Here is a 21,639-nt window from a genome sequence, read left to right as displayed (position 1 = left end):
CCAGCCAGACCGCGTGAAAGCCTTTTTCGGCAAGGAAGAAGTCCGCTACGCCGCAGACTAGCCTGCCACATTTGCCTTACGGATCAATAGAACCCTCTTTGTCACTCACGACTCCCTCGTGGAACCGTGCAGACTGCCCAAACCGGACACTGGCAGCCTGAAGAGTGTCCTCTGTGGACAGTGGCGTCGGGTGATGGCTTCCTGCAAGTGGTCCTGTAGTCGGAGCGTGTCGCGAAAGCCACGTTCGCGACGTCTGATGTCCCGAAAGTGGCTTTCGCGACACCTGGGCGCGGAGGCCGCCAACAGGACTTACGGGACACCGGCTAGCTCGATCGGGTCCGCCACGAGCGCAGGGCCAGGCGTCGTGCCGGGGGAGGTGTCGCGGCTTCCTCGGCCACCTGGCTTCCGTACACCGCCGTCGCGACCGAGCGTTTCAGGTCGCGGCATCGCCTGAGGACGTGGGGCGGGAATCCGGTACCGGTCGGCCGGTCCGGCGTCCCGCCCGTCTCGGCGTCGAACGGGGTCCAGCCCGAGCCGAGGTCGATCAGGCTGCGGTGCTTGGTCGTGTAGTACCCGCGTGACACGCTGAGTGCGAGACCGGTCGCGCCGGCCGCCGCGGCGACGAGGTGCAGGTGATAGCGGCTGGAGATCCAGGTCTGGCCGGGCGCCAATGGCAGGCCGTGGCGCCAGATGTCGCGGAACGGGTGGAATTCGGCGCCGGCGAGTTCGTGTTCCAGCAGTGCGGGAACGGCGCGGTCGACACGGGGAATGCCCTCGACGACGGCAAGCTGCTCCGGGTCGACTTCCCAAGCCCGCAACAAACCCAGCACCTGCGAGGCCAGCGCGGATGGCTCGAAGGCACCGATGTCGGACTGGACGCACAGCACGAATTCGCGCGCCTGCGCGCCGGGTCTCTGCTCGGGCGGCTCCAGGAAGACGTCGTCGCACGTGCGGACGACCCCGGGGAGCAGTTCGGCCGACGGATCGTCACGGACGTCGACGACGTCGAAACGGTCGGCGAGCGACCGGAGAAGATCGGTGGCACCGGGCGGGAACGGGGTCAGCCCCTGTCCGGTCATGGCCGTGCGCGCGCCCGAGCGCCGGGCGGCGGCCGCGGCGCCCGCGAGCAGCCCGATGTGCCGGGGCCACAACGCGTTGAGGTAGCCGCCGCCGATCAGGTGCAGCACGTCGGTCCGGCCGAGCAGGTCGATACCCGCGTCCCACCGCGGCGCGAGTCCTGGGTCGTTCACCGCCGACTGCACCCAGTTCGCCACTTCCCACGGATCGTCCGACGGCGCTTCGCCGCACAGCCGCCACAGGGTGTCCGTGCAGCGGAGGCGCGGGTGCAGGTCGTTCAGCAGCAGCTGGGCGGGCCCCGGTGAATGGGTGTCGAGCCAGACGTCGGCCTCCGGCTCGGTCCGCGCCAGATAGCGCAGCCACGTCGCCGCGATCAGCTCGTCACCGAAATTGGGAAAACCGCTCGGGCCGATCAGGTAATGACAACGGCGGGGACCCGGAGAACGCGGCGCGCGGGTGGAGGAATCGCTTCCCCCACCCGCGCTTCCGTCGAAGGTCACTGGGCGACGGTGATCTGCGTGTCCAACGCTTGATCGCCCTGCGCTTTCTCGTTACCGGTCGCTTCGGACTTGACGCGATCCTTGGCCACACCCGCCGCTTCGAGCGCGGCGGTGATGGCTTCCGCTCGCTTTTCCGAAAGGGCCTTGGACTTTTCCGCGTCGGGGTAACCCGCGTGGGTGGCGACGGCGATCTTGACGTCGTTGCCCTGCATGGCCTTGGCGATCTCGCCGAGTGCCGTTTTACTCTTTTCGGACAGTTCCGCACTTTCCGTGGTGAAGGTGATCGGTGACTGCTGAAGTGCCTGCTGGATCGCGGCGGTCACCTTCTGCGCCGCCTCACCGCCGGCCTGGCCCGCGTCGCCGGTGCCCGCACCCGAGGAGGCCGGTGCGCCGGCGCCGGACGACGACGCGGCTGCCGCACTTGAAGCGGTTCCATTCGTGCCAGAAGACCCGGCCGCACCGTTTTCGCCCTCGGAGCCGCACGCGGCCACCAGGCCGGCCACGATCGCCACGCCCGTTACCGTCCGGGCAATTGTCCTGCGCATGAAGTTCGAACTCCCTTTGGCCGTCTCCGCATTGGCTGACGCCAGGGATACGAACACGAACGGGCTAAAAGCGCCAATCGTGGTCCGCGGAGTGGCGGCGATTCCACCCGAGTGAGCTACCTCCGGCGCCGCGCGTTCGCGGTGGTCGAGTCCCTTTTTCTTGCCTGCAAAGGGTAAATGAGGTGAAGTTCACGCGACTCACCCAACCGTCCGGCTCAAGTTGCGGTGGAGCGCGAAGGGACTTTGATGGGAGGTATGCGCCGGTAGTCGGCGTATTCACAATAGATGAGGAGTTCTCATGGGTATCGACTTCGATGGCCTGAAGGACAAGGTGAGCGGGGAACACGTCGACAAGGCCGCCGATTTCGCGAAGTCCCGCTTCGGTGAGCACTCGGACAAGATCGACTCGGCCGCCGACAAGGCGAAGGACTACCTCGGTGAGTCCGGTGGCGGGCAGCAGAACGAAGAGCAACAGCAGGGTGGCGGTTTCGGTAACGACGCACCCGGCGGTCAGGCGGGCAACGAATACGGCGGTGACCAAGGGCAGGGCGCCGACTTCGGCGGGAACAGCGGCGAAGAGGGTGGCTACGGCCGCTGAGCCAGTAGCCCGAGGACGTCCCGGAACGGCGCGTACCCGGACGTGACCGAGGTGTCGAGCACTCGCGAGCGGGGGTAGAAGGGGCTGAGGTCGAGGCCGACCCCGACCCCGCGGATCTCGACGGTGCTTTCCTCCCGTAGCACCGTTTCCCGCAGATGTTCGTCCAGGTAGTGCGGATCGTTCGCCAGGCTCGTCGCGCTGTCCATGGGGCTGCCGTCGGAGAGGACGAGCAGGATCCGCCGTGCTTCCGCTCGCGCGCGCATCCGGGCGCAGGCCCAGGCCACGGCCTCACCGTCGATCCCTTCCCGGAACAGGTCGGCTTTCAGCAGCGCGGCGAGATCGGGGCGCGCCCGGCGCCATGGTGTTTCGGCGGCCTTGAACACGAGGTGGAGCCGTTCGTTGAGCCTGCCCGGATGCGGCGGCCGTCCCGCCCGGATCCAGTCCCGCCTCGGCCTGCCGCCGTTCCAGGCACCGGTGGTGAACCCGAGCACTTCGCACGTCGCCCCGGCGAGTTCGATCGAGCGGGCGAAGAGGTCGACCAGGGCGGCGACGGGTTCCGCGTGCGTGGTCATCGATCCCGAGCAGTCGATCAGGAACGTCACGAGGGTGTCCGCCACCGGCTCGATCCGCTCGGTGCGGAAGATCCGCCGTTCGGTGGGTGAACTGATCAGCCGTGCCAGGGTCCGGCCGTCGACCAGGCCTTCTTCCTGGTCGCCGTCCCAGCCATCGCGCGCCGGTTCGGCCAGCACCGCCTTGAGGTCGCGGGCCAGCCGACCCGGCCCGACGCCCTGCCTGGCGACACGCCGGTCGAGCCGCTCGCGGAGTTCGGCCAGCAGTGCCGGGCGCACGAGGTCCGGCACACGCCGTTCACGGTCGTACGCGGTGGTGTGAATCCGGTACGCCGCACCGGATTCGCCCAAGGCCCGGCTGGACCCGGCGGTCGCCGAGGGGATCTGCTCGCCTTGGCTCGCGTCGAAGTCGATCACGAGGCTGAAGCGAGGGTCGGTGGGGTCGCTCGCGTCTTCCGCGTCCTGCGCGGTTCCGGCGAGCAGCCCGCCGGTCGTCCTGGCGATCGCCAGCGCGTGTTCGGCGAACGCCTTCTGGTCCGTCCGGTGCCGCCGCAGCCCGGCGAGGTCGTGGCCGAGCGACGGGGCCAACGCGAACCGGGTCGCCTCGATCAGATCCTCGGTCTCCTCGACCACGGGTTCGCCGGTGATCCGCGAGCGGCAGATCTGGGCGACCGTGTACAGCAGGAGCCCTCGTGCGGTCTCGGTCAGCCCGGATCGGTGGAACTCCAGCGACCAGCGCACGTGGCGAAGACGCAGGTTCCGTCGCATCCCCGGCAGCTCCGCGGGCGGGAGGGACTCGACGCGGAATTGTTCCAGCAATTCGAAAATCCCGCGCTCGGCCGGATCAGCCGGGCTCAGGCCGCGGTGCAGCGCGGCGTCCGAGGCCGTGAGGCGCAAGGCCATCCCGTCCGCGATACCGCGTGAGGACAGCAGATCGTCTTCGGCGGAGTGACGCAGATGCGGCGCGTGCAGCGGCAGTGGCTCGCGTCCCCGATGCAGCCGCCGCGCCCGGAAGTGCAGTGCCGGATCGCCGCTGAGCGCCCGGATCGCGGCCGCGCACAGCTCCTCGACCTGGTTGCGGCGCCGGGTTTCCGTCTGCCCGGCTGTCATGCCGACAGCAGGTGGAGCTCGTCGTCGAAGCAGCGCTGGAAATACTCCGCCACGAGATCCCGCTCGGCTTCGTCGCATTTGTTCACGAAGGACAGCCGGAAAGCCGTCGCCGGATCGCCGAAGATCTCGATGTTCTCCGCCCAGGTGATGACCGTGCGAGGGGACATCAAGGTGGACAGGTCGCCTGCCTGGAAACCCTTGCGGGTCAAGGCGGCCACCGCGACGAGGGACGCGGCCAGCGCTTCGGGGACGCTGGGCACCCTCGCCCGCACGATCGCGATCTCCTCGGCGGCGGGCAGGTAGTTCAGTGACGCCACGATGTTCCAGCGGTCGATCTGCGCGTGGTTCAGCCGCTGCGCCCCGTGATAGAGCCCGTTGAGGTTGCCGAGCCCGACCGTGTTGGCGGTGGCGAACAGCCGGAACGACGGATGCGGCCGCAGGACCCGGTTCTGGTCGGTGAGGGTGAACTTGCCGTCGCGTTCGAGGACCCGTTGGAGGACGAACATGACGTCCGGGCGGCCGGCGTCGTACTCGTCGAGCACCAGCGCGACCGGCCGCTGCAACGCCCACGGGAGGATGCCCTCCTGGAACTCGGTGACCTGCTTGCCCTCGCGCAGGACGACCGCGTCGCGGCCGACGAGATCGAGGCGGTTGAGGTGGCCGTCCAGGTTGACGCGCACGCACGGCCAGTTGAGCCGCGCGGCGACCTGTTCGATATGGGTCGACTTCCCGGTGCCGTGCAGTCCCTGCACCAGCACGCGGCGGTCGCGGGTGAATCCGGCGAGCAGCGCCAGCGTCACGTCCGGGTTGAAGCGGTACGCCTCGTCGATCTCGGGGACGTGCTCGTCGCGTTCGCGGAACGCGCCGACGACGAGATCCGAATCGATGCCGAAGACGTCACGCACCGGGAGCCGTAGCTCGGGGACCATGAGAACTCCTTACGACGGAACACTTTCCGGTTCGGACCCGCCCTCGGCGTCGACTTGGCTGATCGCCTCGGCGGCGCGCTGCAGTGCCGGGAGCGTTTGCAGGGCCTTGTCCGGCGTCAGCCGCATGACCGGCGCCTGCACGGCGACACAGAGGTTGGCGCGCCCCGGCACGAGGACCGCGACGCATACCAGACCGGGCAGGAACTCCTCGTCGTCGAGCGCGAACCCGTCCCGGCGGATACGGGTGAACTCGGCCTCGAGCGCGTCGAGTCCGGTGATGGTCTTGTCCGTGTACCGCTTGAGCGGCGCGTGCGCGAGCAGCTTCCGCCGCTGCGACGGGCTCATCTGCGCGAGGATCATCTTGCCGCTGGCCGAACAGTGGATCGGCACCCGTGATCCCGGCCGGAGGTAGAACCGCAGCGGTTCCGGCGTCTCCACCCGGTCGAGGTACACGATCTCGTTGCCCGACAACGTGGTCACGTTGCAGCTCTCGCCGAGTTCGTCGACGAGATGGCGCAGGACGGCGTGCCGGGCGCCGTGATGGGTGGCGTTGAGGAGCAGGTTCTCCGCGAGCCGTCGCAGCCGGTGGCCGGTGCCGTAGTGGCGCCCGTCGGCCTGGCGGATCAGCAGGCCTGCCCCTTCCAGCTGCTGCAGCATGCGGTGCAGGGTCGGTTTCGGCAGGCCGGTCTCCTCGACGAGGCCCTGCAGGGAGACCAGCTGGTCCTTGGCGGCGATCAGCTCGAGCAGGGAGAACAGCCGCATGGTCGGCGTGTCCCCGTTGATCGGATCGGGTTCGCGAAGCAGCTCCATGTTCCGAAAAGTAGCACAGGGCGTCTCGGTTTCCAGAATCTTCCGTTGACGCTCGGCGATCCACGTCCTATCGTCAGTCGCATCCTGATTTCAGGAACGCCACGTACCGATTTTTGTAAAACCTGCCTGTCGAAGGAGCGGAACATGACGGAACGGAAGACGGGTGACGGCCGCGTGGTCGTCAGCGGCCGGAAGAAGATGACCCCGTCCGAGGCCTTCGTCGAGACGCTCGTGGCGAACGGCGTCACCGACATCTTCGGCATCATGGGGTCGGCGTTCATGGACGCGATGGACATCTTCGCGCCCGCCGGCATCCGGCTGGTACCGGTCGTGCACGAGCAGGGCGCCGGGCACATGGCCGACGGCTACGCCCGGGTGAGCGGCAGGCACGGCGTCGTCATCGGGCAGAACGGCCCCGGTATCAGCAACTGCGTGACCGCGATCGCGGCCGCGTACTGGGCGCACAGCCCGGTCGTCATCGTGACGCCGGAAGCGGGCACCATGGGCACCGGCCTCGGCGGCTTCCAGGAGGCCAACCAGCTGCCGATGTTCCAGGAGTTCACCAAGTACCAGGGGCACGTCAACAACCCGAAGCGGATGGCGGAGTACACGGGCCGCTGCTTCGACCGGGCCCACTCGGAACTCGGCCCGACACAGCTCAACATCCCGCGCGACTTCTTCTACGGCGAGATCGAGGCCGAGATCCCCGAGCCCGCCCGGCTCGACCGCGGCCCCGGCGGCGAGCGGAGCCTCGACGAGGCCGCCGCGCTGCTGGCCACGGCGGAGTTCCCGGTGATCATCTCCGGCGGCGGCGTCGTGATGGCCGACGGCGTCGAGGAGTGCAAGGCGCTCGCCGAACGCCTCGGCGCGCCGGTGGTGAACAGCTACCTGCACAACGACTCGTTCCCGGCGAGCCACCCGCAGTGGTGCGGACCGCTGGGCTATCAGGGTTCCAAGGCCGCGATGAAGCTCATCTCGCAGGCGGACGTCGTGATCGCGCTCGGTTCGCGGCTCGGCCCGTTCGGCACCCTGCCGCAGCACGGCATGGACTACTGGCCCAAGGACGCGAAGATCATCCAGATCGACGCGGACCACAAGATGCTCGGCCTGGTCAAGAAGATCACCGTCGGCATCTGCGGCGACGCCAAGGACGCGGCGGTCGCGCTGACCGAGCGGCTGGCGGACCGGACGCTCGCCTGTGACTCCACAAAGGACGCTCGCGCGTCGAAGATCAAGGCGGAGAAGGACGCGTGGGAGGCCGAGCTCGACGCCTGGACCCACGAGACCGACCCGTTCAGCCTCGACATGATCGCCGAGCAGGAGAGCGAGGAGGGCAACTGGCTGCACCCGCGGGAAGTGCTGCGAGAACTGGAGAAGGCCATGCCGCCGCGGGTGATGGTGTCGACCGACATCGGCAACATCAACTCGGTCGCGAACAGCTATCTGCGCTTCGAGGAACCGCGCAGCTTCTTCGCCCCGATGAGCTTCGGCAACTGCGGGTACGCGCTGCCGACCATCATCGGCGCCAAGGCCGCGGCGCCCGACCGGCCCGCGATCTCTTACGCCGGCGACGGCGCGTGGGGGATGAGCATGGGCGAGATCATGACCGCGGTCCGCCACGACATCCCGGTCACCGCGGTGGTGTTCCACAACCGGCAGTGGGGCGCTGAGAAGAAGAACCAGGTCGACTTCTACAACCGACGGTTCGTCGCGGGCGAGCTGGAAAGCGAGAGCTTCGCGGGGATCGCCAAGGCGATGGGCGCGGAAGGCGTCGTCGTGGAGAAGCTCGACGAGGTCGGCCCGGCGTTGCAACGCGCCGTCGAGGCGCAGATGAACGAGGGCAAGACCGCCGTCATCGAGATCATGTGCACCCGCGAGCTGGGCGACCCGTTCCGCCGCGACGCGCTGTCCAAGCCGGTGCGCTTCCTGGAGAAGTACAAGGACTACGTGTAGTTCCACGTTTCGCGCGTGAAGGCCCCCTTCCCTCGGCTGAGTCGAGGGAAGGGGGCCTTCACGCGCTGCGGCAAGCGTGGCGCGGTCGGGCGGGCGGATGGCGGGATGAAGGCTCCCTTCGCCGCGTCTAATGCAGTGAAAGGAGCCTTCGGCCCCGCTCAGAAACGTACAAATGATGCTCCTGGGGTGACCGTGGTACCCCGCACCCGGGCCCAAGTCCGTGAAGGACCCGGACCCCTCCAAGGGCCCCTCCCCGACACTACGTCCGGCGGGGTCAACTGGACCCATCGAACGCCGCCGCTCTGGTGCTGGGCCGGTGCCAGCAAGGTTGCGAAAGTCAAAGCACAGACTCGTGTCTCGAAGGAGGTCTCCGGTGGACGTCACCCAGCTGCGAGCGCAGGCTCGACGGCATCTCGGCCCGCACTTCACCCGCAAGGACACCTGGGCCTCGGATTTCCCGGTGTTCGTACGCGGTGAGGGAAGCTACCTGATCGACACCGAAGGACGCCGTCATCTCGACGGTCTCGCCGGGCTCTTCTGCGTCAACATGGGCCATGGCCGGGCCGACATCGCCAAGGCCGCCGCCGACCAGGTCGGCACCCTGGCCTACGCGAGCAACTGGGGCTCGGCGCACACGCCCGCGATCGAAGCGGCCACGCTGCTGGCCGAACTGGCGCCGGGCGACCTCGGGACGACGTTCTTCGTCAACTCCGGCTCGGAGGCGGTGGAAACCGCGCTGAAGTTCGCGCGGCAGTATCACCGCAGCCAGGGACAGCCCGAGCGGACGAAGATCATCAGCCGCGACATGGCCTATCACGGCACGACCATCGGCGCCCTCTCGGTGACCGGGCTGGCGAAGATCAAGGAGCCGTTCGGTCCGCTCATGCCGGGCGTCCGGCACGTGCCGAACACGTTGGGCCTGCTGGGAGACTGCGGTCCGGCGTCCGAATTGGACTGTGTCACGGCGATCGAACGGGTCATCCTCGAAGAGGGGCCGGAGACCATCGCGGCGCTGTTCGCCGAGCCGGTGCAGAACGGCCGCGGCGCGCTGGTCCCGCCGAAGGGGTACTGGCCCGCTTTGCGCGCGCTGTGCGACAAGTACGGCATCCTGCTCGTGTCGGACGAGGTCATCTGCTCGTTCGGCAGGCTCGGGCACTGGTTCGGGCACGGGCTCACCGGTGTCGTGCCGGACCTGATCACCTTCGCCAAGGGGTCGACGTCGGGCTACGCGCCGCTCGGCGGCGTGATCGTGCGCGAGAAGCTGGTCACCGAGCTGTACGACTCCCCGAAGGGCGGCGTCTTCACCCACGGCGCAACCTGGGGCGGGCATCCCGTCGCCACCGCGGTCGCCGTCGCGAACCTCACCGCGATGCGGGACGAGAACGTGCTCGGCAACGTCCTCACCGAGGGGCCGGAACTGTTCGCCGCGCTGAACTCCCTCAAGTCCGCGCACCGCTGCGTCAAGGACGTCCGCGGCACCGGGTTCTTCTACGCCATCGAGCTGATGGCCGACCGCGACAGCGGCCGGGAGCTGACCGAGGCGGAGTCGCTGAAGGTGCTCCGCGAGGTCCTCCCGGAGGCGTTCCGCCGCACGGGCGTCATCCTCCGCGGCGACGACCGCGGCGCGACGATGCTGATGATCTCCCCGCCGCTGGTCGCCGATCGCGAGGTGCTCACCGAGCTGCTCCACGGCGTCGACGCGATGCTCAACGACGTCGAGAAGGCCGTCCAGCCCTGAATCAGCCCTTTTCGCCCGGTGGGGGCCGCCGTCTTCCGGCGGCCCCCGCTTCGTACGTGGAGGTACTTCGATGAGCCTGACCACCGAGGTCACGCCGGACGCGACGCTCGACAGATGGCGAAAGGCGCTGCGCGGCCGGAATCTCCGCGTCGCCTTGCCGGACGGGGACGACGACCGCGCCGTCCGCGCCGCTCTGGCGCTCCGGGACGAAGGCGTCGTGCGACCGTTGCTTTTCGGTGATGGGGCGCGCCTTCGCGCGGCAGGGGCCACGGACGACTTGATCGTGGACGTGGCGGACGCGCTCGCCGACGACCGGACCGAGGCCGCCCTGGCGGCGGGATTCGCGCGGCATCCGGAAAAGCTCGCCGCGGCCCGGCGCGATCCGGTGTTCGTGGCGGCCGCCGCCCTGCGGGCCGGCGAGGTGGACGCCTGCGTCGCCGGGGCGACCCGGCCGACCGCCGACGTCCTGCGCGCGGGGCTGCGGGTCGTGGGCCTCGCCCCCGGTGTATCCACGTTGAGCAGTTGCTTCCTGCTGCTGCTCCCGGACGGGCGCCGGCTGACCTTTTCGGACTGCGCGGTGGTACCCGAGCCGGGGGCGGCGCAGCTGGCCGACATCGCCCTCGCCGCCGCGGCGACCCATCGCGGCCTGACGGGCGAAGATCCCGTGGTCGCCATGCTGTCGTTCAGCACGCAGGGGAGTGCCGACCATCAGCGGGTCGCCGTCGTCCGCGAGGCGACTTCGCTGGTGCGGCAGCGGGAACCCGGGCTCCCCGTGGACGGCGAGCTGCAGTTCGACGCCGCGCTGGTGGCGTCGATCGCGGCGGCCAAGGCACCCGGGTCCGCGGTCGCGGGCCGTGCGAACGTCCTCGTGTTCCCGAATCTGGACGCCGGCAACATCGGCTACAAGATCGCCGAGCGGCTCGGGGGCGCCGTCGCGCTCGGCCCGATCCTCCAGGGCCTCGCGGCACCGCTCAACGACCTCTCCCGCGGCTGCTCGGCCTCCGACATCGAGACGCTCGCCCTCTTGACCGCCGTTCAAGCTAGCCGAGGAGAGCAAGGGTGACGTAGGCGATGGTGCCGACGAGCAGCGTGGAGAGCAGGCCGAGCAGCAGCGCCCGGCCACCGGTGCGGACCAGGGTGCCGATCCGGACCGCGCAGCCCAGCCCGAAAAGCGCTCCCGCCAGCAGCAGCGTGCAGACCACTTTGGCGACGTCGAGCGCCACGCCGGGCAGGATCCCGGTGCTCCGCACGACGACCATCGCCAGGAAACCGAGGACGAACAGCGGGACCAGCGGCGCGCGCTTCCCGCCCGCGGACGGGCGGCGCCGTCGTTCGTGCACGCTGACCGCGGCGACCATCGGCGCCAGCAGGACGACACGGCTCAGCTTGACCACCACGGCGACCGCGACGGCGGCGGTCCCCGCCGGGGTGGCGGCCGCGACGACCTGCGCGACCTCGTGCACGCCCAACCCGGCCCAGCCGCCGATCCGCAGCGCGTCCATCCCGAGCCAGCCGCCGAGGAGCGGGACCGCCGCGATCGCCAGGCCGCCGTAGAAGGTGACCAGGGCGACCGCGGTCGCGACGTCGGAGTCCTCACGCTCGACGACTCCTTCCATCGCCGCGATCGCCGAGGCGCCACAGATCGAAAAGCCGGTCGCGACCAGCATCGCGAGCCCGCGCGGAACGCCGATCAGCCTGCCGAGCCCGATCGTGCCGAGGAACGTGAGACCGACCGTCAGCACGACCGCGAGCAGCGTGCCGGGACCGAGGGAAAGCACCGAAGGGAGCGCGAGTTGCAAACCGAGAAGGACGACGCCGGCACGCAGGAGCTTCTTCGTCACCTTCGCGATCGCTTGCCGGGTGCCGTCCGAGAGCACCGGCAGCGAGCCGGCGAGCACCCCGAGCACGACCGCGAGAGTGAGCGCGCTCAGCACGGGAACGGCGGTGCTCAGCAGGTACGCGACGGCCACACCGAGGGCGGTGACGGCCAGACCGGTGAGGTGCGGCTTCGTTCGCCGCGCAGACAGGGTGCTCATGCCGATGAGCGTCGTCCGGAAAGGACGGTGCCGGTAGCCGGGAGAACGACGGCTAGGTCATGCACTACGGCTATGACAGCACCGGAGCTGGACTCCTTGCGCCTACTCGTCCTCGTCGGCGAACTGGGCAGCATCGGTCAGGCTGCCGTCGCCCTCGGGATGACGCGGCCGTCGGCGGGCAAGCGACTGTCCTTTATGGAACGAAGGCTGGGCCTGGTGCTGGTGGACCGGACTCGTCGCGGCTCCGCGCTCACCCCGGACGGCCGCGTGATCGCGGGCTGGGCACAGCGCGTGCTCGCCGAACTCGACGGGCTGCTCGACGGCGCCGAAGCCCTGCGGACCCGGCACCAGGCAGGGCTCCGGATCGCGGCGAGCATGACGCTGGCCGAGCATCTGGTCCCGGGCTGGATCGGCGAGCTCAACCGCGCGCACCCCGGCCTCCACCTCGGCCTCGAGGTCACGAATTCGGATCGGGTCGCCGAACTGACCCGTGCGGGCAAGGCCGACATCGGCTTCGTCGAATCGCCCGGCCCCTTCACCGGACTCACGTCGCGGAAGGTCGCCGTGGACCATCTCGTGGTCGTGGTCGCCCACACCCATCCTTGGGCGCGTGAACGCGGTCCGCTGACCCCGGCGGAGCTGGCGACCACGCCGCTCGTGGTGCGGGAACCCGGCTCCGGAACCAGGGAGACGGTCGACGGCGCGTTGCGCAAGGCGGGCGTGGGGCCGGTGAAACCGTTGCTGGAACTGGGTTCCGCGTCCGCCGTCCGCAACGCCGTGCTCGCGGGCGCGGGCCCCGCGGTGATCAGCGCGTTGGACGCCATCGGCCACGAGCTCGTGACCGTCGCGGTGGACGGTGTCGACTTCGGACGGATGTTGCGCGCGGTCTGGCCCGCGGGACGTCGTCTCACCGGTCCGGCGGCGGAACTACTGGCTCGGGCGTTGCGCCGCACGTCCGGAGGGTGATCTGGACCCCTTTCCCACATCGTAACTGGCTCTCGCCCCTGGCCCGACTTGTTCCTACGGTGACCGGAACCACAATGGAGCTCCCAGCGCCACCGCTCCGGCGGTGCGTGCGAGAAGGAGGAGACGTGACTTCAACGTCCGGCCCGGCACAGAGCAGCGGCCTGAAACCAGGGCTCAAACAGCGACATATGAACCTGATCGCCCTCGGTGGCGTCATCGGAGCGGGGCTGTTCGTCGGCAGCGGCGTGGTCATCCAGTCGGCCGGTCCGGCCGCGGTGGTCTCGTTCCTCATCGCCGGCCTGATCACCGTGCTCATCATGCGCATGCTCGCGGAGATGACGATCGCCAAACCCGCGCTCGGGTCGTTCTACGTCTACGCCAGGGAGGCGCTCGGCAACCGCGCGGGCTTCGCCGTCGGCTGGATGTATTGGTACTTCTTCGTCATCGTCGTGGCGGTCGAAGCCGTCGCGGGCGGCCGGATCCTGCAGCTGTGGGTACCGGACGTGCCACTGTGGGTGCTCAGTCTCGGCCTGCTCCTGATCCTCACCGCGACCAATATGGTCTCGGCACGGTCCTACGGTGAATTCGAGTACTGGTTCTCGTCGATCAAGGTCGTCGCGATCGTCGTGTTCCTGGTCGTCGGTGCCTTGTACCTGTTCGGTTTCTGGCCGGGCGCCCACGGCGGCTTGACGAATCTGGTGTCCCACGGCGGATTCGCGCCACTCGGTATCGGCGCGGTGCTCGCGGCGGTGGTGCCGTGCATCGGTTTCTACACCGGCGCGGAGATCGTCACCATCGCCGCCGCCGAGTCCGCGGAGCCGAAGAAGGCGGTCGCGAAGGCCATGCGCTCGATCATCTTCCGCGTGGTGCTGTTCTACGTCGGTTCGGTGTTCCTCGTCGTCGCGATCAAGTCCTGGGACGACCCGGCGACCGCGGTCAGCCCGTACGCGGCGGTGCTGGAGGTGCTCGGCATCCCGGCCGTGGCGACGATCATGAACGCGATCGTCCTGACCGCGGTGCTCTCGTGCCTGAACTCGGCCCTGTACACCTCGTCGCGGATGTTGTTCGCGCTCACCAGCAACGGCGACGCGCCGAAGGCCTTCACCCGGCTTTCCGGCAGCGGTGTCCCGAGGCGCGCGATCCTGGCCGGGACGGTCATCGGGTACGTCTCCGTCATCGCCGCCTACACCTCGCCGGACCTGATCTTCCAGTTCCTGGTCAACTCTTACGGCGCCGTCGCGCTCTTCGTGTACCTCTCGATCGCCCTCGCGCAGGTGCGGCTTCGCCGTCGGCTGGAGCGGGAGGACCCGGACAAGCTCACGCTCAAGATGTGGCTGTTCCCCTGGCTGAGCTACGCGACCATCGCGCTGATGGCCGGGGTGATCCTGGCGATGGCGCTGCTGCCCTCGACCCGATCGCAGTTCTGGCTCAGCGCGGTGACGCTCGCGCTCATCCTCGTCGGCTTCGAGATCCGCAGGCGTCGGGGCAAGCCGGCGGCGAACGTTCCGGCCGAGCCCGTCGATCCCGTCCCGGACGAACCTGAACGCGCCCCGGCCACTGTCCGGGAGTGACCTGGACGGGCTGAAAGCGTCCTTCACCGCATCTGACGCGGTGAAGGACGCTTTATCCTCGGCTCACCGTGATTTCTCTTGCCACGCTTGAGAGTTTCTCGGGATTGCGAACGTGATAGGCGCCGGTGACGTAGCCGTTTTCGACCCGTACCGCCAGCACGCCGTCGATCTCTCCGCCGATCCGGATGAGCAGACCGGGTCCGCCGTTGACCTGTACCGGTTCGACGGTCCTTTCCGCCTCGCGTTTCCACCACCCGACGGCCAGCAGCCGAGCCACCTCGTCCGCGCCCACGACCGGCCGCGGCAGGGCGTGCTTGACGCCGCCGCCGTCGCTGAGGGCGACGACGTCCGGCGCGAGGATGTCGAGCAGCCCCTGCAGGTCACCGGTTTCCACCGCGGCCTGGAACGCCTTGAGCGCGGCCCGGTGCTCGGCCGGGGACCCGGTGCCGCGTGGCCTGCGCGCGGCGACGTGGGCCCGTGCCCGATGGGCGATCTGGCGCACGGCCGCGGGAGTCTTGTCGACCGCTCGGGCGATTTCGTCGTAGTCGACGGCGAAAACCTCCCGTAGCACGAAGACCGCCCGCTCGGTCGGCGCGAGTGTCTCCAGGACGAGCAGCATCGCCATCGAAACGTTCGCGGCCAGTTCGACGTCCTCGGCCACGTCCGGTGTGGTCAGCAGCGGTTCGGGCAGCCATGGGCCGACGTAGGATTCCTTGCGCCTGCCGAGGGTCCGCAGTCGTTTGAGCGCCTGCCGGGTGGTGATCCGGACCAGGAACGCGCGCGGGTCCAGGACCGTGCCTAGGGCGACGCCCGACCAGCGCAGCCAGGTCTCCTGCAGGACGTCCTCGGCATCGGTGGCCGAACCGAGCATCTCGTAGGCCACGGTGAACAGCAGATTGCGATGGGCCACGAACGTTTCGGTCGCCGGGTCCATGGCACCGGGTGTCTCGCTCATGCTGGTTTCCCCCTGTTCGTGTTCCGCCTTACGATCCCGGCCGCCGCCGGTTTGTGACACCCGGGAGTGGTGGCCTGCGCCACACGGCGGGCTTGTCACACCGGGCCGGTCGCCGGGATCTCTTGCTCGTCACGAAGCGACATCACGAGTGAGGAAGTTCCGATCATGTCCACAACTTCGCGGTCGCGGATGCCCAATCCGCTCCCGTTCGTTCCCGAGCTGGCGGAAGTCGGCGCGGGCCTGCACCAGGTCATCAAGAACGGCACCATTCCCGCGACGACCGTCAGTCTGGTGCAACTGCGTGCCGGGCAGCTGCTCGGCAGCACGTATTTCGTCGTCCGTGAAACGCGCGTGCTGCGAGAGCTCGGGGAGTCCGAGGAGCGGATCACCTCCGTGGCCACCTGGCACGACGCGACCTGCTTCACCGATGCCGAACGGGTCGCGCTGGAGCTGGTGGAAGCCGTGTTCACCGCCAATCCGTCGGGGGAGCGCGTTCCCGACGAGCTGTACGCCAGGGCGTCCGCGCACTACGACGACAAGGCGCTCTGGACGCTCGTCATGGTCATCGCCCACATCGGGTTCTTCGCCCCCGCCGCGCTCATCGCGAAGCCGATCCCGGGGATGCCGCCCGGCCGGAACTACACCGACTGACCCTCCGAAACCCACGAAAGGCTTGAAACATGAGCAAGTTCGCAGTGGCGGGAGCGACCGGGCGGCTGGGACGGCACGTCGTCGACGTCCTCACCGAGCGGGCCCACGAAGTCGTGCCGATGTCCCGGGCCACCGGCGTGGACATCATCACCGGTGAAGGGCTCGCCGAGGCGCTCACCGGGGTGGACGTCATCATCGACGTCGCTTCGTGGCACGCTTCCGACCAGGAGGCGGCGACGGAGTTCTTCCGTACCTCGGCCCGTAATCTGCACGAGGAAGGCCGGCGGGCCGGAGTCGCCCGGATCGCCGCGGCGTCCATCATCGGCGTCGACAACGCCACCACCGGTTTCCTCGCCGCCAAGAAGGAGCACGAGGAGTTCCTTTCGGCCGGGCCGCTCCCGGTTCGCCTGCTGCGGGCGGCGCAGTTCCACGAGCTCGTGCTTCAGCTGCTGGACTGGCGGCGGGGCGACATCGCCTACGTTCCGGCCCTGCCCACTCAGCTCGTGGCCTGCCGCGCCGTGGCCGAGGAACTGGCCGGGCTGGCCGCCGCTCCGGCCGCACCGGGAACTCCGATTCCCGAGATCGCCGGGCCACGCGAGGAGATCATGGCCGAGGCCGCCCGGCTCGCCGGCGCCGTCCGAGGTGTCAAGGTCGTCGGCGTCGAGGCGGCGGACGTGCCCGACGGCGAGATCGCCGCCAAGGGCGGGTTCCTGCCCGGCCCGCATGCCAAGCTCGCCGGCCCCACCTTCCAGGAGTGGCTCGAAACCCGAGCTTGACCGAACCGGCCGGGTGTCGGCGCACGGACACCCGGTCGGCCTACTTACAGTATGTTCAAAATATGGTGAACATAGATGGCGTGCTCCGAAAGGACGGCTACGAGCTGCGGTACGGCGACCTCCCGGGGGAGTGGGGGCCCGTCGTCTTCACCCACGGCGCCGGGATGGACCACCGGATGTTCGACGCGCAGGCGCACGCTCTGCACGACGCCGGCCATCGGGTGATCAGCTGGGACCAGCCCGGGCACGGGGAGTCGAGCCTTCCGCCTGGTACCCGGTTCAGCGCGGCCCTCGCGCTCGACGCCCTGCTCGGCCTCCTCGACCACCTCGGGCTCGACCGTCCGATCCTGATCGGACACTCTCTCGGCGGGAACCTCGCCCAGGCACTCGTCCGCCGCTTCCCGGAACGCGCGTCCGGTCTCATCGTCGTGGACTCCACCTGGAACGAAGGGCCGCTGACCGCTGCCGAACGGCTTCTGCTGAAACTCGCGGCGCCCTCACTGGCGCTCATCCCCGCCAAGCGGCTCCCCGGGCTCATGGCCCGTGCCTCGGCCGTGACGCCGGAGGGGATCGCCGAGTGCGAGGCGACGTTCGCACGGATGCCCAAACGGACCTTCCTCGACGTCTGGCGGGCCACCGTGTCGCTCGTGGACCCGGATCCGGGGTACCGCACGACCGTCCCGCTCGGGCTCATCCGGGGTGCAGACGACCGCACCGGCAACATCGCGACCGCGATGCCCCGCTGGGCGAGGGCCGAGGGCGTGGCCGAACACGTCATCCCCGGTGCCGGACATGTCGTCAGCGTGGACGCCGGGGAGGCGACCACGAAGGCCATCGGAGCCATCGTCGAGAGCTGGGGCGCGGCCGGTTCCCCGTGACGGCGGCGAAGGTGTCCGGATCGTTGCCGGGCTTCATCCTGCTGGACGTGTCCCCCCGCGACGGATCTGCGGAATCGTGGACGGGCTCGAAGGGGATGGGCGTCGAACGCGGGGCGGGACCATGGAGCTGCGTCATTTCAGGTATTTCACGGCCGTCGCCGAGCAGGGCGGGTTCACCAAGGCCGCGACGATGCTCTTCGTCTCGCAACCGACCTTGAGCCAGCAGATCCGCGCGTTGGAGCGGGAGCTCGGCGTGCCGCTGTTCCTGCGCGCACCGGACGGGGTCCGGCTGACCGCCGCCGGTGAAATCTTCTACGGGCACGCTCGAGCCGTGCTGCGGATGGTCGACGAGGCCGCCCGCGCGACCAGGCGCGCCGGGGCGGAGCCGGACGTGCTGCGGGTCGGCTGGTCACCGCCGATCCCGCGCGCGGTGCACGTGCCGATCGCGAGCGCGTTCTCGGCCGCGTACCCGCAGGTGCGGCTGTCGTGGCAGGAGACCACGCTGCCCGACCCGGAACGGCCGCTGCTCGACGACGAGGTCGACGTCGCGCTGTTGCGGTTGCCAGTGGACGTGGAGCGGGTGCTGTGGGAACCGATCGTCGACGAGCCCTGTGGCCTCGCGGTTCCGGCCGGGCACCCGTTGTCGGAGCTCGCTTCCGTCGATGTCTCCGACGTACTGGACGAGCCGATGCCGAACGTCGGGGACGCCGTGCCCGAGTCCATGAAGCGGTGGTGGCTGCTGCCGGAGTCGCGTAACGGCGAGTACCCGAAGGCGGTGGGGGAACCGGTCAGCACCGTGACGGAGCTGGCGCTGTCGGTCGTCCTGAACAGCGTGGTCTGCCCGGCCCCGTACCTGTACGTCAAGACGGCCTCCGTGCACGGGTTCCACGCCGTGGAACTCCGCGGAGGTCCGTGCTCGTCCACCGGTGTCGCCCGCCGCCGGGACGACCGGCGCGCGCTGCCCCGCCTGTTCTGTGAGCTGGCGACCCGGATCACGGCCGAACTGGCGGTATAGCCCTGGCCGATCGCCGCATAGCCACAACGACTTCGACCCGGACCGGTGCTTGGCCCGATCCTCGGAGGACACCGAGGAACGGCATCACGACGGGAGTCCACCGACCATGACCGGAATCCGGTACACCACGCTGATCACGGTGGTGGCCGCACTCGCCCTGCTCCGGCTGGCCCCCGCCCACGCGGGTACGGAGGTATCCCAGCAGCTGTGCCGGGGCGATCAGATCGGCTCCATCCGCGATACTGCCCTGACCGTCCTGAACGGCCGGCCGGAGAGCTTCGGTTACCGGGACCGGACGGTCATCGGACCGGGCGTCCCCCTCCGGGACGGCGACGTCGTGCGGATCCGGGCGACCGGTTCGATCAAGATCGACTCGTGGCCATGGGGGCCGTCGTATTCGCCGTCGGGGCATCCGACCGAGCGGACGAGGACGTTCTGGGGCGGGATTTCCGCGCCGTCGTACGGCCTCTACGGATTCTTCAACTCGACAGGGACCGCGTTCCCGATCGGGGCCGACAGCGGGTGCGTGGTCTACCGCGGACCGGAGACCTGGCTGTGGCTGGCGCAGAACGACGAGAGGATCGTCGACAACAGCGGGCGGTGGGACCTCACCGTCCGGCTCTGGAACTTCTGACGCGCGGTGAAACGCACCCTGGCGCTGTCGATCGCCGGGCTGGGTGTCTTCCTGAACCTCGCCGCCGCACCGGCGACGGCGGTGGACGACAGCTTCGTCTTTTCGAGCGGCCAGGCGAGCAAGGGCTGGTTCACGGTCGACGTCCTGGCCAACGACACCCCGCGGGACACGCGGGTCCGCGCCGTCGAGCTGGTGTCCGGCCCGGCCGACGGCGTGGTGGAGCCGACCACGAATCCCGTCGGTTTCCGTTGGCGCAGGGGGTCTTCGCCGACCGCGCGGTGGAGCTACCGGATCGTCGACTCGGCGGGGGTCCGGAGCAACACCGCGGCGGTGTCCGTGGGGGTGCGGACCGGCCCGCATCCGCGTGACGACAGCTTCCAGGCGACCTCGGGTGTGTTGCTGAAGGTTCCCGCGCCCGGCGTGCTGGCGGGGGACACCCATCCCGACGGGGAACGGCTGACCGCGGAAGCGACGGTGAGGAACGGTGTCACCGCACGAGGTGGACGGGTCGTCCTGCGGCCGGACGGCTCGTTCGACTACGCGCCACCGCTCGACTTCACCGGGACGGATTCCTTCGGCTATCGGGTGGTGGATCCGCAGAACGACGCGGCGGACGCCACCGTGACCGTTACGGTCCGGCCGAGGACGACCGCACCGGCGCCTTCGCTTTCGCCGAACGGTGATCTGCCGTCGGGCCGCCCCGAGGTCACCGTTCACCTGCACGGTTATCCCGCGGGGTGCCGGGCAGGTTCCATCGTCGTCGGCGGCAGGAGAGTGGACACCTGGCTCGACGAGGCCAGGCAGGGACGCGGGGGAGCGGCCGGCTGGGAGTTCATCGACCTGCACGCGTTCCTCCCGGACGGCCTGGCGGCGGGCGTTCGCCCCGTGGAGTTCCGGTGCGGCGCGACCACTTATCCCGCCGGCACCATGAGACTGCCGGCGGGTCCGGGCCTGACGACCTTCGAACTGACCTGGAAGCAGAAGCCGGCCACCACCACTCCGCCCCAGCCGACCACGGAGCCGCCCGGCTCCCCGGCACCACCTTCGGAACCGCCCGAGCCGAAACCACCCGGAATCCTCTACATTCCCGTCCCGGGCGAGGTCTTGACCGATCTGCGGTCCCTGGTGGCGAGCGCGGTGGACGCGGCGGCGATCATCTCGCTCGTCCTGTTGCTGGAGACGGCGTTCCCGGCGGACCTGGTCAACAAGATCATCGAAGCGCTGCGGACACCGCGCACTCTGGAACGGCTGAAGGCGGCACCCCGGCCAGGTCACGCATGGCTTCGGACGCTCGGTTACGCGGCGATCGGCGGGGTACTGCTGGTCTGGGCCGACGCGGAGATCCGTGCGGGCACCTGGGACTGGGGCGTCGTCGCCCTGAAAGCGGCGGCCGGGGCGGTATCCCTGGCATTGGTCGTCGCCGCCTACGAGAAACCCAAGGACTCACTGCTCAGCACCGGTCGGGGCCGCGGACACCTCCGGGCGGTCTGGCTGGGGTTCCTCGTGGCCGCGGTGCTGGCGACCCTGTCCCGCTTGTCGGGCTCTCCCGTGCCTTACGTCTATGGACTGGTCGTCACCTTTTTCGCGGTGGGAGCGGTGTCGAAGAGAGCGCAAGGTCGTGCGACGCTCGGTGGCGGGATCGCCGTCCTCGTGACCTGTGTCGGGCTCTGGGCGGCTCTCGCTCCTCTCGTCGTCGCTGGGCGGGAGGCGTCCCCGAAGTCGATGACCTACGCGATCGCCTTCGCGGTCTGCGTCGTCCTGGCCGCGGGCATCCAGGTGGTCGTGTTCGGACTACTCCCGATCAAGCCGCTGGACGGGTACGCGCTGAAGGACTGGAGCAAGGTCGCGTGGTGGGCGCTCTACGCGCCCGCGGTCTTCTTCTACGTCCACGTGGTTCTCAACAGCGTGCATCCCGCCGTCGACGAGGGCCCCTCGACCGAGAGGATCTTCGTGGCGTCGTGCCTGTTCGTGCTGGCGAGTGTGGCGAGCTTCCTGCTGCGCCGGTTGAAGGGCGTGTCCGAGGACCGTCGCGGTCCTCCGCCGGACTTCTCTTGAGTGCCAAGGTGAACGTGGCTTTCGCGAGGGTTGTTGAGCCGAAAGTCGAACGTGTCGTGGTGAGACCGCGAGCAAGGGAGCCTTCGGCGCGAGGCACGTGCGCCGACGGCGCACTGCCACACCTTGAGTGTCCACATGGGACTGTTGCTGGCGACCGAATGCACGTTTGATGCTCGCATGACCGGTTTTCCGTGGGGTGGGGGGGGGGGGGGGGGGGGGGTTGAACCCCAACCACCACAACACAACCCACCACCCCAAATCCAACAAAACACA

At 69.3% G+C, this 21,639-nt stretch carries 19 protein-coding genes; 12 read left to right on the top strand and 7 right to left on the bottom strand.

Annotation, left to right across the window (positions count from 1 at the left end; all coding sequences use genetic code 11):
* Window positions 1-323: 323 nt before the first annotated feature.
* Complete coding sequence (locus ACIRGA_RS39135; protein ID WP_400951920.1) at window positions 324-1,577, bottom strand: polysaccharide pyruvyl transferase family protein; 1,254 nt, start codon at window positions 1,575-1,577, stop codon at window positions 324-326.
* Window positions 1,574-2,179 (bottom strand): OmpA family protein, encoded by a 606-nt coding sequence (locus tag ACIRGA_RS39130; RefSeq protein WP_400951917.1) that lies wholly within the window; start codon window positions 2,177-2,179, stop codon window positions 1,574-1,576. The genes ACIRGA_RS39135 and ACIRGA_RS39130 overlap by 4 nt, the downstream gene beginning before the upstream one ends.
* 241 nt (window positions 2,180-2,420) lie before the next feature.
* Between ACIRGA_RS39130 and ACIRGA_RS39125 the strand changes: the two genes are divergently transcribed.
* Entirely contained in the window at window positions 2,421-2,720 is a 300-nt protein-coding gene (locus ACIRGA_RS39125) for an antitoxin (RefSeq protein ID WP_400951913.1), read from the top strand.
* Here ACIRGA_RS39125 and ACIRGA_RS39120 read toward each other — a convergent pair.
* From ACIRGA_RS39120 to ACIRGA_RS39110, 3 genes are read right to left on the bottom strand one after another with little or no spacing between them, the layout of a single operon-like run.
* Entirely contained in the window at window positions 2,708-4,399 is a 1,692-nt protein-coding gene (locus ACIRGA_RS39120) for a cobalt chelatase (protein WP_400951909.1), read from the bottom strand. The two genes, ACIRGA_RS39125 and ACIRGA_RS39120, sit on opposite strands and share 13 nt — an antisense overlap.
* Entirely contained in the window at window positions 4,396-5,328 is a 933-nt protein-coding gene (locus tag ACIRGA_RS39115; RefSeq protein ID WP_400951906.1) for an AAA family ATPase, read from the bottom strand. Before ACIRGA_RS39115 ends, ACIRGA_RS39120 begins: the two co-directional genes overlap by 4 nt.
* A gap of 9 nt (window positions 5,329-5,337) precedes the next feature.
* Entirely contained in the window at window positions 5,338-6,138 is an 801-nt protein-coding gene (locus ACIRGA_RS39110; RefSeq protein WP_400951901.1) for an IclR family transcriptional regulator, read from the bottom strand.
* A gap of 144 nt (window positions 6,139-6,282) precedes the next feature.
* Between ACIRGA_RS39110 and xsc the strand changes: the two genes are divergently transcribed.
* The 3 genes from xsc (at window position 6,283) to ACIRGA_RS39095 (ending at window position 10,892) form a co-directional block, all read left to right on the top strand.
* A complete protein-coding gene (gene xsc, locus ACIRGA_RS39105; RefSeq protein WP_400951898.1) occupies window positions 6,283-8,091 on the top strand; it encodes a sulfoacetaldehyde acetyltransferase in 1,809 nt (602 codons plus the stop codon).
* A 373-nt stretch (window positions 8,092-8,464) separates the two neighbouring features.
* Window positions 8,465-9,829 carry an aspartate aminotransferase family protein gene (locus tag ACIRGA_RS39100; RefSeq protein WP_400951895.1) on the top strand — a complete coding sequence of 455 codons (1,365 nt, stop codon included), beginning with the start codon at window positions 8,465-8,467 and terminating at the stop codon, window positions 9,827-9,829.
* 70 nt (window positions 9,830-9,899) lie between these two features.
* Window positions 9,900-10,892 (top strand): phosphotransacetylase, encoded by a 993-nt coding sequence (locus ACIRGA_RS39095; protein ID WP_400951892.1) that lies wholly within the window; start codon window positions 9,900-9,902, stop codon window positions 10,890-10,892.
* Here ACIRGA_RS39095 and ACIRGA_RS39090 read toward each other — a convergent pair.
* Window positions 10,870-11,865, bottom strand: coding sequence for a YeiH family protein (locus tag ACIRGA_RS39090; RefSeq protein WP_400951888.1), 996 nt, complete (start codon window positions 11,863-11,865; stop codon window positions 10,870-10,872). The two genes, ACIRGA_RS39095 and ACIRGA_RS39090, sit on opposite strands and share 23 nt — an antisense overlap.
* Window positions 11,866-11,937: 72 nt before the next feature.
* Between ACIRGA_RS39090 and ACIRGA_RS39085 the strand changes: the two genes are divergently transcribed.
* Window positions 11,938-12,831 carry a LysR family transcriptional regulator gene (locus ACIRGA_RS39085; RefSeq protein WP_400951884.1) on the top strand — a complete coding sequence of 298 codons (894 nt, stop codon included), beginning with the start codon at window positions 11,938-11,940 and terminating at the stop codon, window positions 12,829-12,831.
* 188 nt (window positions 12,832-13,019) lie between these two features.
* A complete protein-coding gene (locus ACIRGA_RS39080) occupies window positions 13,020-14,402 on the top strand; it encodes an amino acid permease (protein WP_400951925.1) in 1,383 nt (460 codons plus the stop codon).
* A 52-nt stretch (window positions 14,403-14,454) separates the two neighbouring features.
* On the opposite strand, the gene ACIRGA_RS39075 is transcribed toward ACIRGA_RS39080, so the two are convergent.
* The gene (locus ACIRGA_RS39075) at window positions 14,455-15,357 is read right to left on the bottom strand and encodes an RNA polymerase sigma-70 factor (protein WP_400951880.1); all 903 of its coding nucleotides are present in this window, start codon (window positions 15,355-15,357) and stop codon (window positions 14,455-14,457) included.
* A 165-nt stretch (window positions 15,358-15,522) separates the two neighbouring features.
* Here ACIRGA_RS39075 and ACIRGA_RS39070 point away from each other — a divergent pair, with 165 nt between their 5' ends.
* From ACIRGA_RS39070 to ACIRGA_RS39045, 6 genes are all read left to right on the top strand, one after another.
* Window positions 15,523-16,008, top strand: coding sequence for a carboxymuconolactone decarboxylase family protein (locus ACIRGA_RS39070; protein WP_400951875.1), 486 nt, complete (start codon window positions 15,523-15,525; stop codon window positions 16,006-16,008).
* 29 nt (window positions 16,009-16,037) lie between these two features.
* Window positions 16,038-16,784: an SDR family oxidoreductase gene (locus ACIRGA_RS39065; RefSeq protein ID WP_400951873.1), complete on the top strand. Its 747-nt coding sequence runs from the start codon at window positions 16,038-16,040 to the stop codon at window positions 16,782-16,784.
* A gap of 62 nt (window positions 16,785-16,846) precedes the next feature.
* Window positions 16,847-17,662, top strand: a complete 816-nt coding sequence (locus ACIRGA_RS39060; protein WP_400951870.1) for an alpha/beta fold hydrolase — start codon at window positions 16,847-16,849, stop codon at window positions 17,660-17,662.
* A gap of 121 nt (window positions 17,663-17,783) precedes the next feature.
* Entirely contained in the window at window positions 17,784-18,677 is an 894-nt protein-coding gene (locus tag ACIRGA_RS39055) for a LysR family transcriptional regulator (protein WP_400951866.1), read from the top strand.
* A gap of 106 nt (window positions 18,678-18,783) precedes the next feature.
* On the top strand, window positions 18,784-19,311 hold the full coding sequence (locus ACIRGA_RS39050) for a hypothetical protein (protein WP_400951862.1): 528 nt from the start codon (window positions 18,784-18,786) through the stop codon (window positions 19,309-19,311).
* 6 nt (window positions 19,312-19,317) lie between these two features.
* Window positions 19,318-21,366: an FGLLP motif-containing membrane protein gene (locus ACIRGA_RS39045; RefSeq protein ID WP_400951858.1), complete on the top strand. Its 2,049-nt coding sequence runs from the start codon at window positions 19,318-19,320 to the stop codon at window positions 21,364-21,366.
* The last annotated feature ends 273 nt before the right edge of the window (window positions 21,367-21,639 follow it).

Source organism: Amycolatopsis sp. NPDC102389 (assembly GCF_044765885.1).
Classification (GTDB): Bacteria; Actinomycetota; Actinomycetes; order Mycobacteriales; family Pseudonocardiaceae; genus Amycolatopsis.
The sequence above is the reverse complement of the archived record's forward strand: the minus strand, read 5'-3'. Positions and strand labels throughout refer to the sequence as shown.